A 17,000-nucleotide genomic window follows, 5' to 3' on the forward strand; every position below is an offset into this window, starting at 1 on the left:
CGCCGGGCTTGAATATTGCTTCATAAACCGCTGAAATAAGACCCGATTCGGCAGGGTAAGCCGGATCGTCGTCCAGCGTGAGGATTCGCCCATGGACAAGAGCCCCGACGCCTTTCGTACCATCAGCGAGGTCGCCGAAGATCTCGATCTGCCGCAGCATGTGCTGCGCTTCTGGGAAACGCGTTTCAACCAGATCAAGCCGATGAAGCGCGGCGGCGGTCGTCGTTACTACCGGCCGCAGGATGTCGAACTGATCAAGGGCATTCGCCACATGCTCTACGACCAGGGCTACACCATCAAGGGCGTGCAGAAACTGTTGCGCGAGAATGGCAATCATTTCCTGGTCGCCATCGGCAATGGTGACATGGCCGCCGTCGAGGCGATCTCGCAGCGCAGGCAGGCCGATCAGGTGCCGCTGACGCCTGCAGCCCAGCCGCGCGGCATGGATGACGAACTGGTTGGCCAGCCACGGGTCAAGCCCAGCCGCCGCTTTTTCGGCCTGGGCAAGAGCGACGAGGACGGTCCGGTGCAGCCGGACGCGTCGAAGCTCTCGCGCGACAATCGGGCCTTGCTACAGGAGGCGCTGTTCGACCTCCTGGAATGCAAGCGCCTGCTTGACCAGGTGCGCTAAAGCAATTCCAGGAAAAGTGTGACACGGTTTTCCCGGAAAAGCGCATGGCGCTTTCCCTTGGGAATTGCGTGAAAACAAAGAGATAGAGCAGCCCGAAGCGACATCGATATCTCGAAAACCGGAACCCGTCTTCCGGTGAGGCGTTTCGTTTCCTTCTGCAAGTGAAGGAAACACATCATGGCATCATTTTCGACCCTCTCGGACATCGACCTCGACAAGCAGGTCGCGGCTCTCACCAAGGAATTGGCCAGCTTGAGGAGGGCTGTGGCGAGGCGCGGCGGCGCCTATTACGAGGACGGTCGCGATGCCGCGCTCGACACCTATTCCGATCTTGCCGGGCGTCTGCGCGATGCCATGCCGGCAATCCGCAAACAGGGCAGGGTGATCGAGAAGTCGGCCCGCGACCATCCGGCGGCGGCCGCCGCGGTCGGCCTTGTGGTGCTCGGGCTTGTTGCCAGCCTGCTGTTCAGCCGGCGCTGAGCTGCGACCCTTGGTATCCTCTCCGGAACAATGACGGACAAAAATAGCGGCCGCCCTTCGGAGCGGTCGCCGTCGTTTTTTATCGGGTCCTGCCTAAATCTTAGGCTTTGTCAGAGGACCATGATTGGAAGCTCAGACAGTCCCTGTTGGGAACGACATGCCGGCCAGTCTGTGCGCGAAGCCGGACGCCTCGTGCGCATTGATGTCGGCGGCGCGGATCAGATTGTCGAAGTGCTGGATCAGTGTCTGGATCGGCTGGGTGGCGTTGAGCACCAGATACATGTCGCCGACATAGATGGCGGCACGATAGGGGCCGAAGATGGTGTAGGGGATCGAATAGCGCATCCGCCCATCATAGAGAAATAGCCGGAAGGTCGGGTAGAGGTCGTCGAGCAGCGTCGCCATATGCAGCAACTGGGCGCGCCGGTCGGCTTCCGGGAAACGATCCCAGACACCCAGGCCGCGGGCAAAGATCTCCAGCGTGTGGCGCGGCATGCAGACTTCCATGTCGGTTTCCGGCCGCCTGTTATAGTCGATGCGGTATTGGGTTTCTCCGGCCTGGGCGAGGCGGCTCTTGTTGGCGATGCCCGCCTCGTAGTCGACCAGCGCTTCGGTGCGCAGAAGATCGGGAATGCCGGCTGGAACGTAGCGGATCTTGGTGCCGGCCGCCTCGGCATGCCATTTGGCCAGCAGCGTGCGGTCGAAACCGTCGGGCGCTTCCTCGATCTCCAGGCTCTCGCGGATTTCGCCCGTGAGGCCCTCGTCCTGGCTGAGGCCGAGAAGCCAGTCCAGTGACACCTTGAACTCGGCGGCGATGTTGAGCAGCGTTTCGGCGCGGGGCAGGCGGGTCGAGGCGCCCGACAGCAGCTGCGACAGCGCCGAGCGGTCGATGCCAACCGCGGTCGCGAAGGCCGACTGGTTGAGGTCGGAGCGTGTCAAGAGCATTTTCAGGCGTTCGCGGAAGATCGTCGACAGGTCGCGCTTGTCCATGTCCGTGCTCCAAGCCGATTGAGGAAAAATTTGCGCTGAACCGCTTCCAAGCGCATCTCAGGCGTAAATGAATCCCTAAGTCTGTTTACAATGTATAACATGTGCGGTCAAAAATGCGCAATCGCAACAGTTTGTGCACTTTGTCTCGTTGAGTGGAATCATTTCTCCTGACACAATGCTGTCAGGAACCAATTGGGGTTCCGGCGACTGAGGGACAGTGGTCGATAGCATGACGAGCAAGAGCATCAGGCGACACAGCGTACCGGCCATCGAGTGGCCGACCGTGGTACTCGCCTTCTTCTGTTACGCAACATGGCTCGCCACCGGTTTCCTGCTCTGGCCATCCTACCCCGTCCTGGCGCTCGCCGTCCTGGCTTTCACCGCCGCACTGCAATCTTCGATCATGCACGAAGTGCTGCACGGTCATCCGACGCGCAACGCGCGGGTCAACGAAGCCTTTGTGTTTCTGCCGATCGGTCTGGTCTGGCCATTCCGCCGCTTCAAGACCATTCATCTGCGCCATCACGCCGACGAGCGGCTGACCGATCCACTGGACGATCCCGAGAGCTATTATCAAGCACTCTGGCAGCATGACGAGCTGCCGCCGACGATGAAATTCCTGCTCAAGATCAACAACACCATGGCCGGCCGTTTCGTGCTCGGCCCCTGGCTGTCCTGTATCGGCTTCTTCATCGACGACGCCAAGCAGATGATTGCCGGCGACAAGGCGATCCGCAAGGCCTGGCTGCTGCATGCGATCGGCCTGGCTGTCGTGCTGCCGATCGTCCAGTTCGGCTTCGGCATCCCGCTGTGGCTTTACATTCTGGTGCCGGTCTGGCTCGGCCAGTCGCTGATCTCGATCCGTACGTTCGCCGAGCATCAATGGTCGGAACATCCGGAAGGCCGCACGGTGATCGTCGAGCGCTCGCCGCTGTCGTTCCTGTTCCTCAACAACAATCTGCACTTCGTCCACCACAAGACCCCGACCGTGGCCTGGTACAAGCTGCCCAAGCTGTTTCGTGACCGCCGTGAGGAATGGTTGCGGATGAACAATGGCTATGCCTATCCGAACTATTTCGCGCTGATCAAAGCCTATGCGTTCAAAGCGAAAGAGCCGATCGTGCACCCGGTGCTGCGGCGCGCGCCGGAGCCGGGCAGGGCCTTCAAGCCGCGCATCAGGGCGCGCAGCATCAGCGGGCTTGGCAGTGCGCCGGTCCCCGCCGAGCCGCCGAAGGAATAATTCCGGCCTATCCGGGATCCGCGTCGGCCAATTCTGATTGGACGCCGCGTTTTTGCGATCCTTTTTCCAGACATGATGATTGAGTGTCGGCATGAGTGAATTGGTTGCGGCGTTGCCGATGTATGACTGGCCCGAAGTGCGCGGCGAGGTCGACGCGCAATGGGCACGATTGCGCGATGCCTTCCGGCAAAAAGGTATCGACGCGCCGCAAACCCTGGTGCGCAGCAATGGTGACCTGCCGTCGGTGCCGGGCGGTATTCGCGATGCTGCCGGTACATTGATCGCGCCCGATCCGGCGACCCTGCCGCCGGATGAACTCGACTATCACAAGCTTTGGCTGCACCCGGCGCTGTTGTTCGCGCAGACCTGCTGGGGGCCCATGGAGCTTGGCCTGTCCAGGCATGTGCAGGTGATCGGCCAGCCCAGCTACGACGCCTACGAAGGCGGGCAAGGCGAACTCTATTCCAGCGCGCTGGTGATGCGGACAGGCGAGGGGCCGGAAGTTCTATCGCCGGCGGACGGCAGCCCCTTGCTCCCGCTCGATCTGATGCGTGGCAAGCGCTTCACCTTCAACAGCCTCGATTCGATGTCGGGGTTTCTCGGACTGACACGCGACCTGGATGTGATGGGCGAAAGTCTGGACATCTTTGCCTCGCGGAGCGAAAGCGGCGGCCATCGCGCTTCGATCGTCGCCATTGCCGAAGGCAGGGCCGATGTTGCGGCGATCGACTGCGAGAGCTGGATACTGGCGCAACGCTTCGAGCCGGCGGCGAAAAAGGTGGCGGTCGTCGGCTGGACGGGACGGCGCAAAGGCCTGCCTTACATCACCGCCGCAACGACGCCGGAAAAGACGGTCAAGGCGCTGCGTGAGGCCATTGCCGGACTAGCCGAGCAGCCGCTCGTCAAGCGGGTAGGTTGAGAGCTGCTCGTTGCCGGCCGCGGTGATCAGGATCTGCTCCTCGATCTTGACGCCCTCGCGCCCGCCAAGCCGGCCGATATAGCTTTCCACGCACAGCACCATGCCTGGTTCCAGCACGCCGTCCGGCGTGTCTGATGTCCAGTCGCTGGCATGCGGCAGCGTCGGATATTCATCGGCCAGCCCAACGCCGTGATAAAGCACGCCGTAACGGGTCGGGAAGCAATCGCCGGGCGGTACCGCCGAGCGTTCGACAAGGTCGCGAAACCTGATGCCCGGCTGCATCAGAGCCGTGTTGTGTTCGATCTGATCGGCGGCGATGCGAAACAGGTCGCGCTGTTCGTTGGTCGGCGTTGTATCGCCGCACAGCCATGTGCGCGACAGGTCGGCGCAGAAGCCGTAGGGACCGATCAGGTCGGTGTCGAAGGCTACAAGATCGCCAGCCTCGATCTTGCGTGACGAGCATTCCTGGAACCACGGATTGGTGCGCGGCCCCGACGTGAGCAATCGCGTCTCGATCCATTCGCCGCCGCGCGCGATGTTCCCGCGATGAAGTTCCGCCCACAATTCGTTCTCGGAAATGCCCGGCTTCAGCGCCTGTTCCATCTCGCCCATCGCCGCTTCGCAAGCGACGATGGCGCGGCGCATGGCCAGGATTTCGTCCGGAGACTTGATCAGCCGCGCGTTCTCCATCACCGCTTCGCCATTGCCGATGGAAATGCCGAGGCGAGCCAGTTCCTCGACGCCTTCCGGATTGATGTGGTCGATGGCGATCCGGCTGTTGCCGCCACCATGCTCTTTCACCAGATCGACGATTCCGGCGGCCCAGCGGCGGACTTTCTGCTCGGTCAGTTCGCCGCCATAGAGATACATCCACGATACCGCCGGCCGCACTTCGTCGACGACGCCGGAATGGTCGGACAGGTGCTCGCAGGAAAAATAGTCGAACAGCACCACCGGCCCGTCGGTGGCAACAAAACAATGCCGCGTCGGGTTGTGCGCCACCCAGAGCTGCATGTTGGTGCTGTCGGTGGCGTAGCGGATGTTGACGGGGTCGTAGAGCAGGGCGCCGGCGTATCCGCGGCGCTTCAGCTCGGCGCGGATGCGTTCCAGCCGGTACTGGCGCATCGCAGGCAGATCGGGAGCGGCAATGCCTGCCGCTGCCCATTCAGCCTCAGCCTGCGCGCCGTAGCCCAGCACATGCTGGTTGAGCGACGCCGCCTTCTGGCGGGAGGCGTCGCGCAGCGCTTCGATAGAGTCCGGCTCGAACGGCATGATCTTGCGATGCCGGCCAAAGCTGCCCTTTGGCCCCGCGCTGTCCATGATCAGGTCCGCATCTTCTCGCCGCTAGGGTCGAAGGGCGCTTCGACGTTGATGCGGGCCGGTCGGCGGTGTCCGAGGATCTCGATCTCGAACAGTCCGGCACTTTCGTCCTCGGCAAGAGCCGCCGGCACATAGCCTTGCGCCATCGACTTCTGCACATAGTGGGCATAGCCGCCCGACGTGACCCAGCCAACCACGCGCCAGTCGCCGTCGACGATGCCGCGCACGGCGGACGCGCCTTCGGCAGCCTTGGAGCCACGTATTTCCTTGCCGCTCTTGTCGAAGCGCGGCGCGCCATAGCCGTGCGGCTTTTCAACCGTGCCGTAGTCCTTGCTGACCTTGGCCCAGATCGGCTCGTCGCCCATGACATCGGCATCGGCGGCATCGACGATGAAGGAAACGCGGCGCAGTTTTGGTCCTTCGGCCTGTTCCTTGGCGGCAGCCTCGCGGCCGATGAAGTCGTTTTTCTCCAGCTTGATGAAGCGATCCATCGCGCCTTCGAACGGTCCGTAGATCGGCCGCAGCTCGCGGAACCAGGTCGGAAAGTTCTTTTCGAGACGCATGGAGAGCAGAGCGCGCATGCCGAAATCGACCAGGCCGAACTCCACCCCGGCGTCTTTGATCGCCTGATAGACAAGGCGCTGATAGGCCGGCGCCATCCAGATTTCGTAGCCGAGGTCGCCGGTGTAGGTGATGCGGTTGACCAGGCATGGCGCGCCGCCGACAGCCATCTCGCGGAAATCCATGAAGCGGAAGGATTTGGTCGAGATGTCGACATCGACCAGCTTCTGAAGCAAGTCGCGCGACTTCGGCCCGGCGATCGACAGGCCGACCAGCGTCTGGTCAAAGCGGTGGATGCGGACCGACCCGTCCTTCGGCAGGTGCTTTTCGAACCAGCGCATGTGGTATTTCTGCGCCGCCGACGAACCCCAGATCATGAAGCGGTCTTCGGCCGCCTTGGCGATGGTGAAATCGCCGATCAGCTTGCCGAATTCGTTGAGCATCGGCGTCAGCACGATGCGGCCGGTCTTCGGCATGCGGTTGGTCATCAGCCGGTTGAGGAAATCCTCGGCCGCAGGTCCCGACACTTCGTATTTGGCGAAGTTGGCGATCTCGGTGACGCCGACACGCTCACGCGTGGCGCGCACTTCCTCGCCGATCGGCCCGAAGTCGTTGGAGCGGTGGAAGGAGACGATATCCCTGGGTTCCTTGCCCTTCGGCGCGAACCAGAGCGGCGTCTCAAGTCCCCAGCTGTCGCCCATGACCGCATTGTTGGCCAGCATCGTGTCGTAGAGCGGCGTCGTCTGCGCCGGGCGTGCGGCCGGCAGTTCCTCATTGGGGAAGCGGATGGAGAAGCGGCGCGAATAGTTTTCGCGCACCTTGGCGTTGGTGTAGCGCAGACCGGCCCATTCGCCGAAGCGGGTGACATCCATGCCCCAGACGTCGAAGCCGGGATCGCCATGCACCATCCAGTTCGACAGTGCCAGACCAACGCCGCCGCCCTGGCTGAAGCCGGCCATGACGGCGCAGGCGCACCAGAAATTGGTCAGGCCCTGCACCGGGCCGACCAGCGGGTTGCCGTCGAGCGCGAAGGTGAAGGGGCCGTTGATGATCTGCTTGATGCCGGCCTTCTCGATGCCGGGGAAGTGCTTGAAGCCGATTTCCAGCGACGGCGCGATGCGGTCGAGGTCGGGCGGGAGCAATTCATGGCCGAAATCCCACGGCGTGTTGACCGGCGACCACGGCTTGCAGGCCTTCTCATAGGTGCCGAGCAGGATGCCGTTGCGCTCCTGGCGGGTGTAGATCTCGCCCTTGAAATCGAGCACGCCGATCATCTCGCGGCCGGTCGACTTGTTGAATTCCTCGACCTCCGGCATCGGCTCGGTCAAGAGATACATATGCTCCATGGCCAGCACCGGCAGTTCGACGCCGACCATGCGGCCGATCTCGCGCGCCCACAGGCCGCCGCAATTGACGACATGCTCGGCCTTCACCGTGCCCTGTTCGGTGACGACGTTCCAAGTACCGTCGACCTCTTGCGTCAGTTCAACGACGCGGTTGCGCAGTACGATCTCGGCGCCGAGTTTTTTTGCTGCCTTGGAATAGGCGATCGTGGTGCCGGACGGATCAAGATGGCCTTCGACCGGATCCCACATGGCGCCGACGAAATTGGTCTCGTCCATCAGCGGGAACATCGCCTTGGCTTCGGACGGCGTGATCAGCTCTGTGTCCATGCCGAGATAGCGACCCTTGGCGTGGGCGAGGCGCAGGAAATCCATGCGCTCGGGCGTATCGGCCATCATCACGCCGCCGGTCAAATGCAGCGAGCAGGACTGGCCTGATATTTCCTCGATCTCCTTGTAGAGCTGCACCGTATAGGCCTGTAGCTTGGCGACGTTGGGATCGCCGTTCAGCGTGTGGAAGCCGCCCGCCGCATGCCAGGACGAGCCGGAGGTGAGCTCCGAGCGCTCGATCAGCATGATGTCGGTCCAGCCGGCCTTGGCTAGGTGATAGAGAACCGAGCAGCCGACGACGCCGCCGCCGATGACAACCGCTTTTACGTGAGATTTCATTTAGATAGGTCCGTTTTTGAAGAGATTGAATCGGGTGGCCCCTCTGGAGGGAAAGGAAGGGCGCCAGCCTGCATAAGCTCGCACCTTTCCTCTCCCCCGTCGATCGGGGGAGAGGTGTCGAGCGCAGCTCGACGGAGTGGGGGTCGACTGTTCATTAACAACACAGACGATCAAAAATCGGTCGGCGCGCCGCCCTCGGACCGGCGCTTGTCGACGAAGGCGTTGAGTTCCTCGCGGATGGCCGGGTCCATATGGGGCTCTTCGTAGGACGCAAGCCGTTCCTTCCAGACTTTGTTGGCCTTTTCGAGCGCCGTCGGCGAGCCAGCTTCCGCCCAGGTCTCGTAATTGCGCCAGTCGGAGAGGATCGGCGAGTAGAAGGCGGTCTTGTAGCGGTCCTGCGTGTGCTGGGTGCCGAAGAAATGGCCGCCCGGTCCGACCGACTGGATGGCGTCGAAGCCGAGCGCCTCGTCGGACAGGTCGAGCGGGGTCAGGAATTCGGCCACCATCTGCAGCAGGTCGATGTCCAGAATGGTCTTTTCGTAGGAGCAGCGCAGGCCGCCTTCGAGCCAGCCGGCGGCGTGCATCATCAGATTGCCGCCGCCCTGGATGGCGCCCCACAGCGAGAACACGCTTTCATAGGCCGCCTGCGCGTCGACCGTGTTGGCGGCGCAGGTGTTGGAGGTGCGGTAGGGGATGTTGTAGCGGCGGGCAAGCTGGCCGCCGACGAGCTGCGCCTTCATGTATTCCGGTGTGCCGAAAGCCGGTGAACCGGACTTCATGTCGACATTGGACGTGAAGCCGCCATAGCCGACGGGCGCCCCCTTGCGCACCATCTGGGCGAAGGCGATGCCGGACAGTGCCTCGGCGTTCTGCTGCACCAGCGCGCCGGCAATGGTGACCGGCGCCATGGCACCCGACAGAGTAAACGGCGTCACGACGACGACCTGGCCCTTGCTCGACATCTGGATGATGCCTTCCATCATCGGCACATCGAGCTTGAGCGGCGAGTTGGTGTTGATGATGGTGAAGACGGACGGTTCTTCGAGCATCTGTTCGTGGCTGATGCCGCGCGCGATCCTGGCGATCTCGATGCCGTCGACATTGCGCTCCTTGCCGAGCGAATAGATATGGAACACCTTGTCGGTAAGCACGCTGAGATCGCGGATGCATTCGAGGTGCCGGACGGACGGATGGATATCGGTCGGCTCGACCGGGTAGCCGCCCGTGCAGTTCAGGATGTTGTGCATCTGCGCGAGCTTGAGGAAGTTGCGGTAGTCCTGCTGGTTGCCGGGCCGCCGGCCGCGATCGATGTCGGAGCAATTGGGCGCCGACGCCATCATAGAGATGATCACATTGTTGCCGCCGAAGCGCACATTGTGTGCCGGGTTGCGGGCATGGATGGTGAATTCCGACGGGCAGTGCGACACCAGTTCGAGGATCATGTCGCTGTCGAAGCGCACCCGCTCGCTGCCCTCGCGCACATCGGCGCCATGCGCCTTCATGATGCTCCGGGCTTCGTCATGCAGCACGTCGACGCCGATTTCCCGCAGCACGCGCAAGGAAGCGAGATGGATCGATTCCAGCTCGTCGTCCGAAACCAGCCTGGTTGGGGTCAGCGGGTTCTTCAGCTGGCGAAAAGCCGGCTGCTCGAACGCGGCCGAGCCGCCGGCGCGCTTTCCGGCGCGGCCGCCGCGACGGGCGCGGTCGGTGGCCAGTGCCGGTTCCAAGGGTTGTAGGGCGGCGGTCATGATGGTCCTCGTGCGATGCGATAGCGGGCGGCATAATGGACCGGCGGCTGGCCAGCCATTGCGGAGGCGGCGACCACTAGGGCGAGGGAAGCGACATGCCGGGACGGCAGCTGCGCGACCACGGCATCGCCCTGCCGTGCCGATGCGCCCGGAAGTACCCGAGAGCAGCCGTCGGCTGAATGCGCTTATGTGGAGTGCGTTACACTTCCGTCTTTTACTTCTGATATACTTGCGAGCCTAACGTCTTTGGAGGGACAGTCATGCCTGACGTCGTCAAAGTGCGCGCCGCGACGAACAACGAGGTCGCGTTCCTTTCCTGGGATATAGACGGGATGATCCCGGGCTGCCTTGGCTTCGAGATCGTGCGCATCTATCCCGACACCGGGGTAGAACGCTGCCTGGCCTCCTGGGTGCCTTTCAAGGGACAGCGCAATCCGAGATGGATTCCCCAGGACACCGGCGTCTGGCCGGTGCAGAAGACATTCTGGCGCGATCTAACCGTGCGGCGGCGTCGCGACAGCATCGACGTCAGGCCAGACGGCGAGATGATAGCCTACCGGGTGCGTCCGGTGGGCGACATGAAGTCTGGCCTCGATCCCGTACCGGTGCGGCCCGATCAGGTCGTCGATGGCAAACCCGCCTATACCGGGCCGGCACGGCCGCTGGGCTATCTCGGCCACGGCGCGGTCAGTCCGCCAATCTTCCTCGGACAGATGTTCGGCAAGGCGCGTGTCGCCTTCACCAATGGCGTGCTGTCGACGCAATGGATGTCGCACGCGTTGCAGGAGGCCGGCATCAAGGTCGGGCAGCGCGAGAAGATCGCTGCGATCCTGCAGGATCCGACCAGCAAGATACGCGCCTATCTGCACGGCGATGTGCCCGATGTGCTGACCAGTCTCATGAAACGGGCCAAGACCGAGGGTGGCACGGTCAGGCTTGCGCTCTATGAACTTGGCGATGACGAATTGTGCGATGCTATCATCGCCGCGAAGGATATCGTCGAGGTTATCCTTTCCAATTCTGGCAGGGACGACCAGACCAAGGCCTGGGACGCCGGTAACGCGCCATACAGGAAGCGCTTGCACGACGCGGGCGTCGTGGTGACGGACCGCCTGTTCAACAACAACCACATCGGCCACAACAAGTTTGCCGTCTACCGCGATCCCCAGGGCAAGCCGCAAGCGGTGATGACCGGCAGCACCAACTGGACGTCGACAGGCATCTGCGGACAGTCCAACAACGCCTTCATCCGCGACGACCCTGATATGGCCGAGATCTTCGACGCCTATTGGCAGCGCATGAAGGCCGATGTGTTCCCGCCGCCGGCCTCGGAAAGCGCCGCCGGTCATGTCGCGCAGACGCAAGGCGTGCCCTTCCGCCGGGAAAACCACAGGCCAAATTCGCTGAACGGCGCCACGGCGGCGCTGGACGGCATGACGGTATGGTTTTCACCCAACGACCCCGACCGCAACAAGAAGGACATCTCGGTGCGGCCGGTCGACCTCGAGGACGTCTTTGCCCGCATCAAGGCGGCGAAGCGCGCGGTGCTGTTCCTGGTGTTCAATCCTTCATTGCTGGGCGACAACTCGATCGTCGACCAGGCGGTGGCGGCAGCGATGGCCGATCCGAAGCTGATCGTGCAGGGCGCGATCAGCGACGAGACCGCCATGCCCAATTATGTCGCGCCGACCAAGGATCCGGTCACCCACAAGTCGAACAAGGACGGCAAGTCGCCATTCGTTTTTCCGGAGAAAGTCTGGGAGGCGCCGAACGTCTCGATCGTGCGGGCGGCAAACCTGACCGGCGCGACGATCGCCCGCGATTTCCAGGCGGAGGTGCTGACCGTCGGCCATGCGATCGTGCACGACAAGATCGTCATCATCGATCCGATGGAAGACAACGCCACCGTCATCACCGGCAGCCATAACCTTGGCTATAAGGCGTCCTACGAAAATGACGAGAACCTGGTGATCGTCGAGGGCGACAAGACCTTCGCCGCCGCCTACGCGGTGCACATGCTCGACGTGTTCGATCACTACAAGTTCCGCGCCTGGCGCCGGACGATCGGCAAGGGACCTTCCGACGATGACGGGATCGCCACCGACGACAAGTGGTTGAAGCCTTACGCCGACGGCAAGAAGGGCGCTATCGCCCGGTATTTTCCGTAGCGTCGGCCGAGCCGAGCACTTGCCGCCGTTCAATCAGGAACCATTCGGCTTCGGCCAACCGGACGGGCTCGTTGGCGCAAGCGGATTTCGGTGGCCGGCCCTTCCTTTCCCCAAGTCGAACCCGTAGCTAGTCGGGCTTGCAGGCCGGATGGCCAGCATTTCATATGGATGACAGCATCAGCATGGTCGCGACCGGCTCGAGCGAAGGCGAAGCGGGAACGCAGTGGGCAGCGCTTGCCGGCGTCACAGCGGCACTTGCCATGTTCGGCGCGGCGCAAGGGCTGAGCTCGCCGCTGTTCACACTGCTGATGCAGAAGCAAGGCATGTCGCCGGCACTGATCGGCCTGTCGGCGGCGATGATGCCGCTCGGCCTGATCCTGTCGGCTTCCTTCGTGCCGGCGGCGGTGCGGCTGGTCGGCGCACGCAACCTGGCGGTCGGCTGCTCGCTGACCGGCGCGCTCTGCTTCCTGGGCATCGGTTATCTGCAGGACTGGGTGGCCTGGTTCGTCATCCGCTTCATCATCGGCGTGGTCATCAACCCGCTCTACATCCTGGGCGAGGTGTGGGCGCTGTCGCTGGCGCCGCCGTCGCGTCGCGGCAGGGTGATGGGTGTCTTCAACACGCTGATGGGCGCCGGTTACGCGGCCGGGCCATTCGCGCTGACCCTGCTAGGCACGTCGGGCTGGGCGCCCTTCCTGGTCGGTGTCGCCGGCTTCACGCTCTGTGCGGTGATCCTGCACGCCGTCTCGTCAAAGCTCACCGGTTTCGAGGATGACGGTCAGCCTGCCAGCGGCCTTGTCGGCTTCGCCAAGGTGGCGCCCGCGCTGCTGCTTGCTGTTCTGGTTTTCGGCGGCGGTCCAGCAGAGCACCTATGCGCTGGTCCCGGTCTTCGGCGCCAGTTACGGTCTGGCGGAAGCCGTGCTGGCCTCGCTGGTGATGGCGCTTTCGCTGGGCAACATCCTGCTGCAGATTCCGCTCGGCCTTCTGGCGGAGCGTTTTGGCGGCCGCGCCATGATCATCGTCTGTGCTCTGGCGACCGCCACCTGCGCAGCCCTGCTGCCGTTGTTGATCATGACGCCGCTGATCTGGGTGGTGCTGCTGGTGATGGGCGCTGTCGGCTACGGCGTCTACACCATGGCGCTGGTCGAACTCGGCAGCCGGTTCAAGGGCTCGGTGCTGGTCGCCGGCAACGCGGCCTTTGCGCTGATGTGGGGTGCCGGTGGCATCGTCGGCCCACCCGGTGCCGGCCTGCTCATGCAAGGCATCGGCCCGCTCGGCCTGCCGGTCGTGATCGCCGGCATCGACGCTGTGCTGGTGTTGTTCGCGCTGTATCGCTCATCGGTGCGCCGAGCTTCCTGACGGGCCCAGCTTCCTGACAAGCATTGTCTGGAGCAAGCGGTTTTCGGCCGCCGGGGCTTACCACCATCCAACTCAATCGCTAATCCTGCAGCCCGATAGTGGTGCGCACAATGACTCTGGCGGAATCGAACGACGACGAGACGATGCAATGGGCCGCGATTACCGGTGTGATCGCGACCGTCTCGGTGTTCGCCATCGCGCAGGGGCTGTCCTATCCGCTGTTGAGCTTCATCCTGCAGCGCCAGGGCGTTTCTCCGGCGATGATTGGCCTGTCGGCGGCGATGACGCCGGTCGGCTTCATCCTGTCGTCGCCGCTGATCCCGGCGCTGGCGCGCCGGTTCGGGGCAGGGCGCACCGCGCTCATTTGTGCTGCTCTGTCAGCAATCGTGCTGGCGCTGATTGGCTGGACGCAGAATGTCTATCTCTGGTTTCCGCTGCGCTTCCTGATCGGTGTGGTGACCAACCCGCTTTATGTGCTGAGCGAGATCTGGGTGATCGCGCTGGCGCCGCCGGCGCGGCGCGGTCGCGTCATGGGTGTCTATTCGACGATCATCTCGGCCGGTTTTGCGGCTGGGCCGTTGTGCCTGCTTGCCGTCGGCACGGAAGGCTGGCCGCCGTTCCTGGTCGGCATTTTCGCCTTCGTGCTGTGCGGCATCTGCCTAGCCTCCGTGCTGCCGCGCCTGCCCAAGGTCGACGAGGCGGGGCACCAAGTTTCCGTCCTTGGCTTCGTGCCGCTGGCCTGGCTGCTGTTGTTTGCCGTCGTGGTAGCGGCCGGCTTCGAACAGGGCGCGCTCGCCCTGCTGCCGGTCTATGGCACGCATCACGGCATTACTGAAACCCGCATGTCCGCGCTGCTGTCGGTGATGATCGCCGGCAACATCGCCATGCAGGTGCCGCTCGGCCTGCTGGCCGAAAGGCTTTCCGCGCGCCTGGTGCGGCTCGCCTGCGTGGCGATCACGGTGCTCGGCTGCCTACTCCTGCCGCTCCTCATCGAGTCACCGCTGATCTGGCCGATGATCTTTGTCTGGGGCGCGGTTTCCTACGGTATCTACACAATGTCGATCATCGAGCTCGGCGAGCGCTTCACCGGCTCGACACTGGTCGCCGGCAATGCCGCCTTTTCCCTGATGTGGGGCGTCGGCGGCATCGCCGTGCCGCCACTGGCAGGCACCGCCATGGACATTCTGGGCGCGAGAGGTCTACCGATCACGCTTGGTCTGATGTGTCTTGCGCTGGCGATCGCAAGCCTGGTTGGTCGGCGGAAAGCCTTAATCGTGCGCTGAACATATTGAATACCGGACACGGCATATCGATGTTGGCAGTGCCAAAAGCGACACGTTTATCGGAGACCTCATGACCAAGCTCGCCACCAAGACGCCCAATTCCGCTCCTTCGACCGACGATCCGTTTCTCTGGCTGGAGGACAGGACAGCCAAGCAGTCGCTCGACTGGGTGCATCGCCAGAACGAGGTCACGGTTGGCGAGCTGCAGGGGGATCCGTCCTATCAGGCGTCGTTCCAGACCGCGCTCGACCTGATGACGGCCGAGGACAACATCGCTGTCGGTGCCGCCATCGCTGGCTATGTCTACAATTTCTGGCAGGACAAGACCAATGTGCTCGGCCTCTGGCGCCGCACGACGGTTGCTTCCTACAAGACCGAGAAGCCCGACTGGGAAACGATCATCGACTTCGACCAGCTTGCGGCGAAGGAGGGGATAAAATGGGTTTTTGGCGGCGCAAGCCGACTCTATCCGGACTTCAACCGCTGCCTGGTGAGCATGTCGCCCGATGGCGGCGACGCCAGCGAGATGCGCGAATTCGACATCGCGACTAAATCCTTTGTGGAAGGCGGGTTTCGCGCACCCGCTTCAAAGTCGGGCTTCGGCTGGCTCGACAAGGACACCGTGATTGTTTCCGCCGCGTTCGAAGAGTCCGACAAGACCGACTCCGGTTATCCGCGCGTGATCAAGCTCTGGAAGCGCGGCACCAAGCTTGAGGACGCGACACCGATCTTCGAGGCGCAGAAAGAGGATCTCGCTGTTGGTGCCGCCCTGGAGTACGACGGTGACAGACGCTATCTGATCTTGGCCCGGACGCTGAATTTCTTCGCCTCACACATCTTCCTGCGGCTGCCTTCCGGCGAAAACAAACAGCTGCCACTGCCGGACGACATGACCGATACGGCAATATTCAAGGATCAGCTCGTGTTCGGCGTGCGCAGTCCGTGGACAGCGCCCGACGGCACGGTTTGCAAGCCTGACGGCCTCTATTCGCTGGATCTGGCGCACTGGGTCGAGACCGGCGCGCTCGGACCTGTGGAAACCTTGTTCGAGCCCGCATATCGCGTTTCCATCGCCGGCATTGCCCGTACGCAGGACCGGCTGTTCATCAACCTGATGGACAATGTGCGCGGCAAGGTCATCGTCTGCGATCGCAGGGATGGCGGCTGGTCTCTGAAACCGGTGGCGCTGCCCGAAAACGGCAATGTCGGCATCAGCCATGCCGAGCATTTCGGCTCGACCGTCTCCTTCTCCTTCACCGATTTCCTGACGCCGAGCTCGATCATCTGGTCTGATGACAATGGCGAGACGCTCGCCACCGTGAAGTCGCAGCCGGCGCGTTTCGATGCCTCGCCGCTGATCTCGGAGCAGTTCGAGGCGCGCTCGAAGGACGGCACGATGATCCCGTACTTCGTCGTCCGGCGGCGCGACCAGAAGGGCCCGGTGCCGACGCTGCTCTACGGCTATGGCGGCTTCGAAGTGCCGCTGCTGCCGGGCTATGCCGGCGTGCGCGGCAGGCTGTGGCTGGAAAAGGGCAATGCCTATGTGCAGGCCTGCATTCGCGGTGGCGGCGAGTTCGGTCCGGCGTGGCATCAAGCGGCGCTCAAGGGCAATCGCCAGAACGGATTCGACGACTTCGCCGCGGTTGCGCAGGACGTCGTCAAACGCGGCATCGCGACAGCAAGCTCACTCGGCATCCAGGGTGGTTCGAATGGCGGCCTGCTGACCGGTGTCTCGCTAACGCAGCATCCCGAGCTGTTCGGCGCCGTCATCATCGAAGTGCCGCTGCTCGACATGCTGCGCTACACCGAATTGCCGCCTGGCGCCTCGTGGATGGCCGAATATGGCGATCCGTCAAAACTGGAAGACGCGAAGTGGCTTTCAGCCTACTCGCCCTATCAGCATGTCGACGCCGGTGCCGCCTATCCGCCGGTGCTGTTGACGACCTCGACCGCGGACGACCGGGTCCATCCCGGCCATGCGCGCAAGATGGCCGCCCGCTTGCAGGAAGCCGGCCATGCCAAGACGCTGTTCTTCGAGGAGACAGAAGGCGGGCATGGCGGGCGCGGCGACCGCCGGCCGCAGGCGGCGCAGACGGCGATGAAATATGTGTTCCTGCAAAGGGCGCTGGGCGGGGTGGCATAACCGGCAGGCCGAGTGTCGCCGACGCAAAGGGGGGTTCACCTCGACCGCCCTTTGCTCGCTCTCTTGTTTTGACGCAATTCCCTGAGGGAAAGCGCTACGCGCTTTTCCCGGGAAAACCGTTTCACACTTTTCCTGGAATTGCTTAA

At 63.0% G+C, this 17,000-nt stretch carries 11 protein-coding genes and 1 pseudogene; 8 read left to right on the forward strand and 4 right to left on the reverse strand.

The window, feature by feature from the left end:
- The first annotated feature begins 91 nt into the window (after positions 1 to 91).
- Together EJ076_RS18040 and EJ076_RS18045 are read left to right on the forward strand one after the other, a co-directional pair.
- Entirely contained in the window at positions 92 to 631 is a 540-nt protein-coding gene (locus EJ076_RS18040) for a MerR family transcriptional regulator (protein WP_023810244.1), read from the forward strand.
- A 177-nt stretch (positions 632 to 808) separates the two neighbouring features.
- Positions 809 to 1,111 (forward strand): hypothetical protein, encoded by a 303-nt coding sequence (locus EJ076_RS18045; RefSeq protein ID WP_126068800.1) that lies wholly within the window; start codon positions 809 to 811, stop codon positions 1,109 to 1,111.
- 132 nt (positions 1,112 to 1,243) lie between these two features.
- On the opposite strand, the gene EJ076_RS18050 is transcribed toward EJ076_RS18045, so the two are convergent.
- Positions 1,244 to 2,101, reverse strand: a complete 858-nt coding sequence (locus tag EJ076_RS18050) for a helix-turn-helix transcriptional regulator (RefSeq protein ID WP_013531192.1) — start codon at positions 2,099 to 2,101, stop codon at positions 1,244 to 1,246.
- A 229-nt stretch (positions 2,102 to 2,330) separates the two neighbouring features.
- On the opposite strand from EJ076_RS18050, the gene EJ076_RS18055 reads away from it, so the two are divergent.
- Both EJ076_RS18055 and EJ076_RS18060 read left to right on the forward strand, forming a co-directional pair.
- Positions 2,331 to 3,341, forward strand: a complete 1,011-nt coding sequence (locus tag EJ076_RS18055) for a fatty acid desaturase (protein ID WP_164548675.1) — start codon at positions 2,331 to 2,333, stop codon at positions 3,339 to 3,341.
- 91 nt (positions 3,342 to 3,432) lie between these two features.
- Positions 3,433 to 4,260: a PhnD/SsuA/transferrin family substrate-binding protein gene (locus tag EJ076_RS18060; protein WP_126068801.1), complete on the forward strand. Its 828-nt coding sequence runs from the start codon at positions 3,433 to 3,435 to the stop codon at positions 4,258 to 4,260.
- Here the strand turns inward: EJ076_RS18060 and EJ076_RS18065 are convergent.
- The 3 genes from EJ076_RS18065 to EJ076_RS18080 form a co-directional block, all read right to left on the reverse strand.
- Positions 4,225 to 5,580, reverse strand: coding sequence for a Xaa-Pro peptidase family protein (locus EJ076_RS18065; RefSeq protein WP_109668646.1), 1,356 nt, complete (start codon positions 5,578 to 5,580; stop codon positions 4,225 to 4,227). The two genes, EJ076_RS18060 and EJ076_RS18065, sit on opposite strands and share 36 nt — an antisense overlap.
- A gap of 2 nt (positions 5,581 to 5,582) precedes the next feature.
- Positions 5,583 to 8,153, reverse strand: coding sequence for an FAD-dependent oxidoreductase (locus EJ076_RS18070; RefSeq protein ID WP_126068802.1), 2,571 nt, complete (start codon positions 8,151 to 8,153; stop codon positions 5,583 to 5,585).
- A 170-nt stretch (positions 8,154 to 8,323) separates the two neighbouring features.
- Positions 8,324 to 9,901, reverse strand: coding sequence for a trimethylamine methyltransferase family protein (locus tag EJ076_RS18080; RefSeq protein ID WP_109668651.1), 1,578 nt, complete (start codon positions 9,899 to 9,901; stop codon positions 8,324 to 8,326).
- Between the two features lie 260 nt (positions 9,902 to 10,161).
- Between EJ076_RS18080 and EJ076_RS18085 the strand changes: the two genes are divergently transcribed.
- The 4 genes and pseudogenes from EJ076_RS18085 (at position 10,162) to EJ076_RS18100 (ending at position 16,854) form a co-directional block, all read left to right on the forward strand.
- A complete protein-coding gene (locus EJ076_RS18085; RefSeq protein WP_126068803.1) occupies positions 10,162 to 12,069 on the forward strand; it encodes a phospholipase D-like domain-containing protein in 1,908 nt (635 codons plus the stop codon).
- A gap of 182 nt (positions 12,070 to 12,251) precedes the next feature.
- A pseudogene (locus tag EJ076_RS18090) lies at positions 12,252 to 13,428 on the forward strand (MFS transporter).
- Positions 13,429 to 13,538: 110 nt separating this feature from the next.
- Positions 13,539 to 14,711 (forward strand): MFS transporter, encoded by a 1,173-nt coding sequence (locus EJ076_RS18095; protein ID WP_126068804.1) that lies wholly within the window; start codon positions 13,539 to 13,541, stop codon positions 14,709 to 14,711.
- Positions 14,712 to 14,781: 70 nt separating this feature from the next.
- Positions 14,782 to 16,854: a prolyl oligopeptidase family protein gene (locus tag EJ076_RS18100; RefSeq protein WP_126068805.1), complete on the forward strand. Its 2,073-nt coding sequence runs from the start codon at positions 14,782 to 14,784 to the stop codon at positions 16,852 to 16,854.
- The last annotated feature ends 146 nt before the right edge of the window (positions 16,855 to 17,000 follow it).

The organism is Mesorhizobium sp. M7D.F.Ca.US.005.01.1.1 (genome assembly GCF_003952545.1).
Lineage (GTDB): Bacteria > Pseudomonadota > Alphaproteobacteria > Rhizobiales > Rhizobiaceae > Mesorhizobium > Mesorhizobium loti.

What these genes read in the sequence shown, in the direction of transcription:
- EJ076_RS18060 (WP_126068801.1), top strand. Translation starts at nt 3,433, where the DNA reads ATGAGTGAATTGGTTGCGGCGTTGCCGATGTATGACTGGCCCGAAGTG.
- EJ076_RS18100 (WP_126068805.1), top strand. Translation starts at nt 14,782, where the DNA reads ATGACCAAGCTCGCCACCAAGACGCCCAATTCCGCTCCTTCGACCGAC.
- EJ076_RS18095 (WP_126068804.1), top strand. Translation starts at nt 13,539, where the DNA reads ATGACTCTGGCGGAATCGAACGACGACGAGACGATGCAATGGGCCGCG.
- EJ076_RS18045 (WP_126068800.1), top strand. Translation starts at nt 809, where the DNA reads ATGGCATCATTTTCGACCCTCTCGGACATCGACCTCGACAAGCAGGTC.
- EJ076_RS18050 (WP_013531192.1), bottom strand. Translation starts at nt 2,101, where the DNA reads ATGGACAAGCGCGACCTGTCGACGATCTTCCGCGAACGCCTGAAAATG.
- EJ076_RS18065 (WP_109668646.1), bottom strand. Translation starts at nt 5,580, where the DNA reads ATGGACAGCGCGGGGCCAAAGGGCAGCTTTGGCCGGCATCGCAAGATC.
- EJ076_RS18040 (WP_023810244.1), top strand. Translation starts at nt 92, where the DNA reads ATGGACAAGAGCCCCGACGCCTTTCGTACCATCAGCGAGGTCGCCGAA.
- EJ076_RS18055 (WP_164548675.1), top strand. Translation starts at nt 2,331, where the DNA reads ATGACGAGCAAGAGCATCAGGCGACACAGCGTACCGGCCATCGAGTGG.
- EJ076_RS18085 (WP_126068803.1), top strand. Translation starts at nt 10,162, where the DNA reads ATGCCTGACGTCGTCAAAGTGCGCGCCGCGACGAACAACGAGGTCGCG.
- EJ076_RS18080 (WP_109668651.1), bottom strand. Translation starts at nt 9,901, where the DNA reads ATGACCGCCGCCCTACAACCCTTGGAACCGGCACTGGCCACCGACCGC.
- EJ076_RS18070 (WP_126068802.1), bottom strand. Translation starts at nt 8,153, where the DNA reads ATGAAATCTCACGTAAAAGCGGTTGTCATCGGCGGCGGCGTCGTCGGC.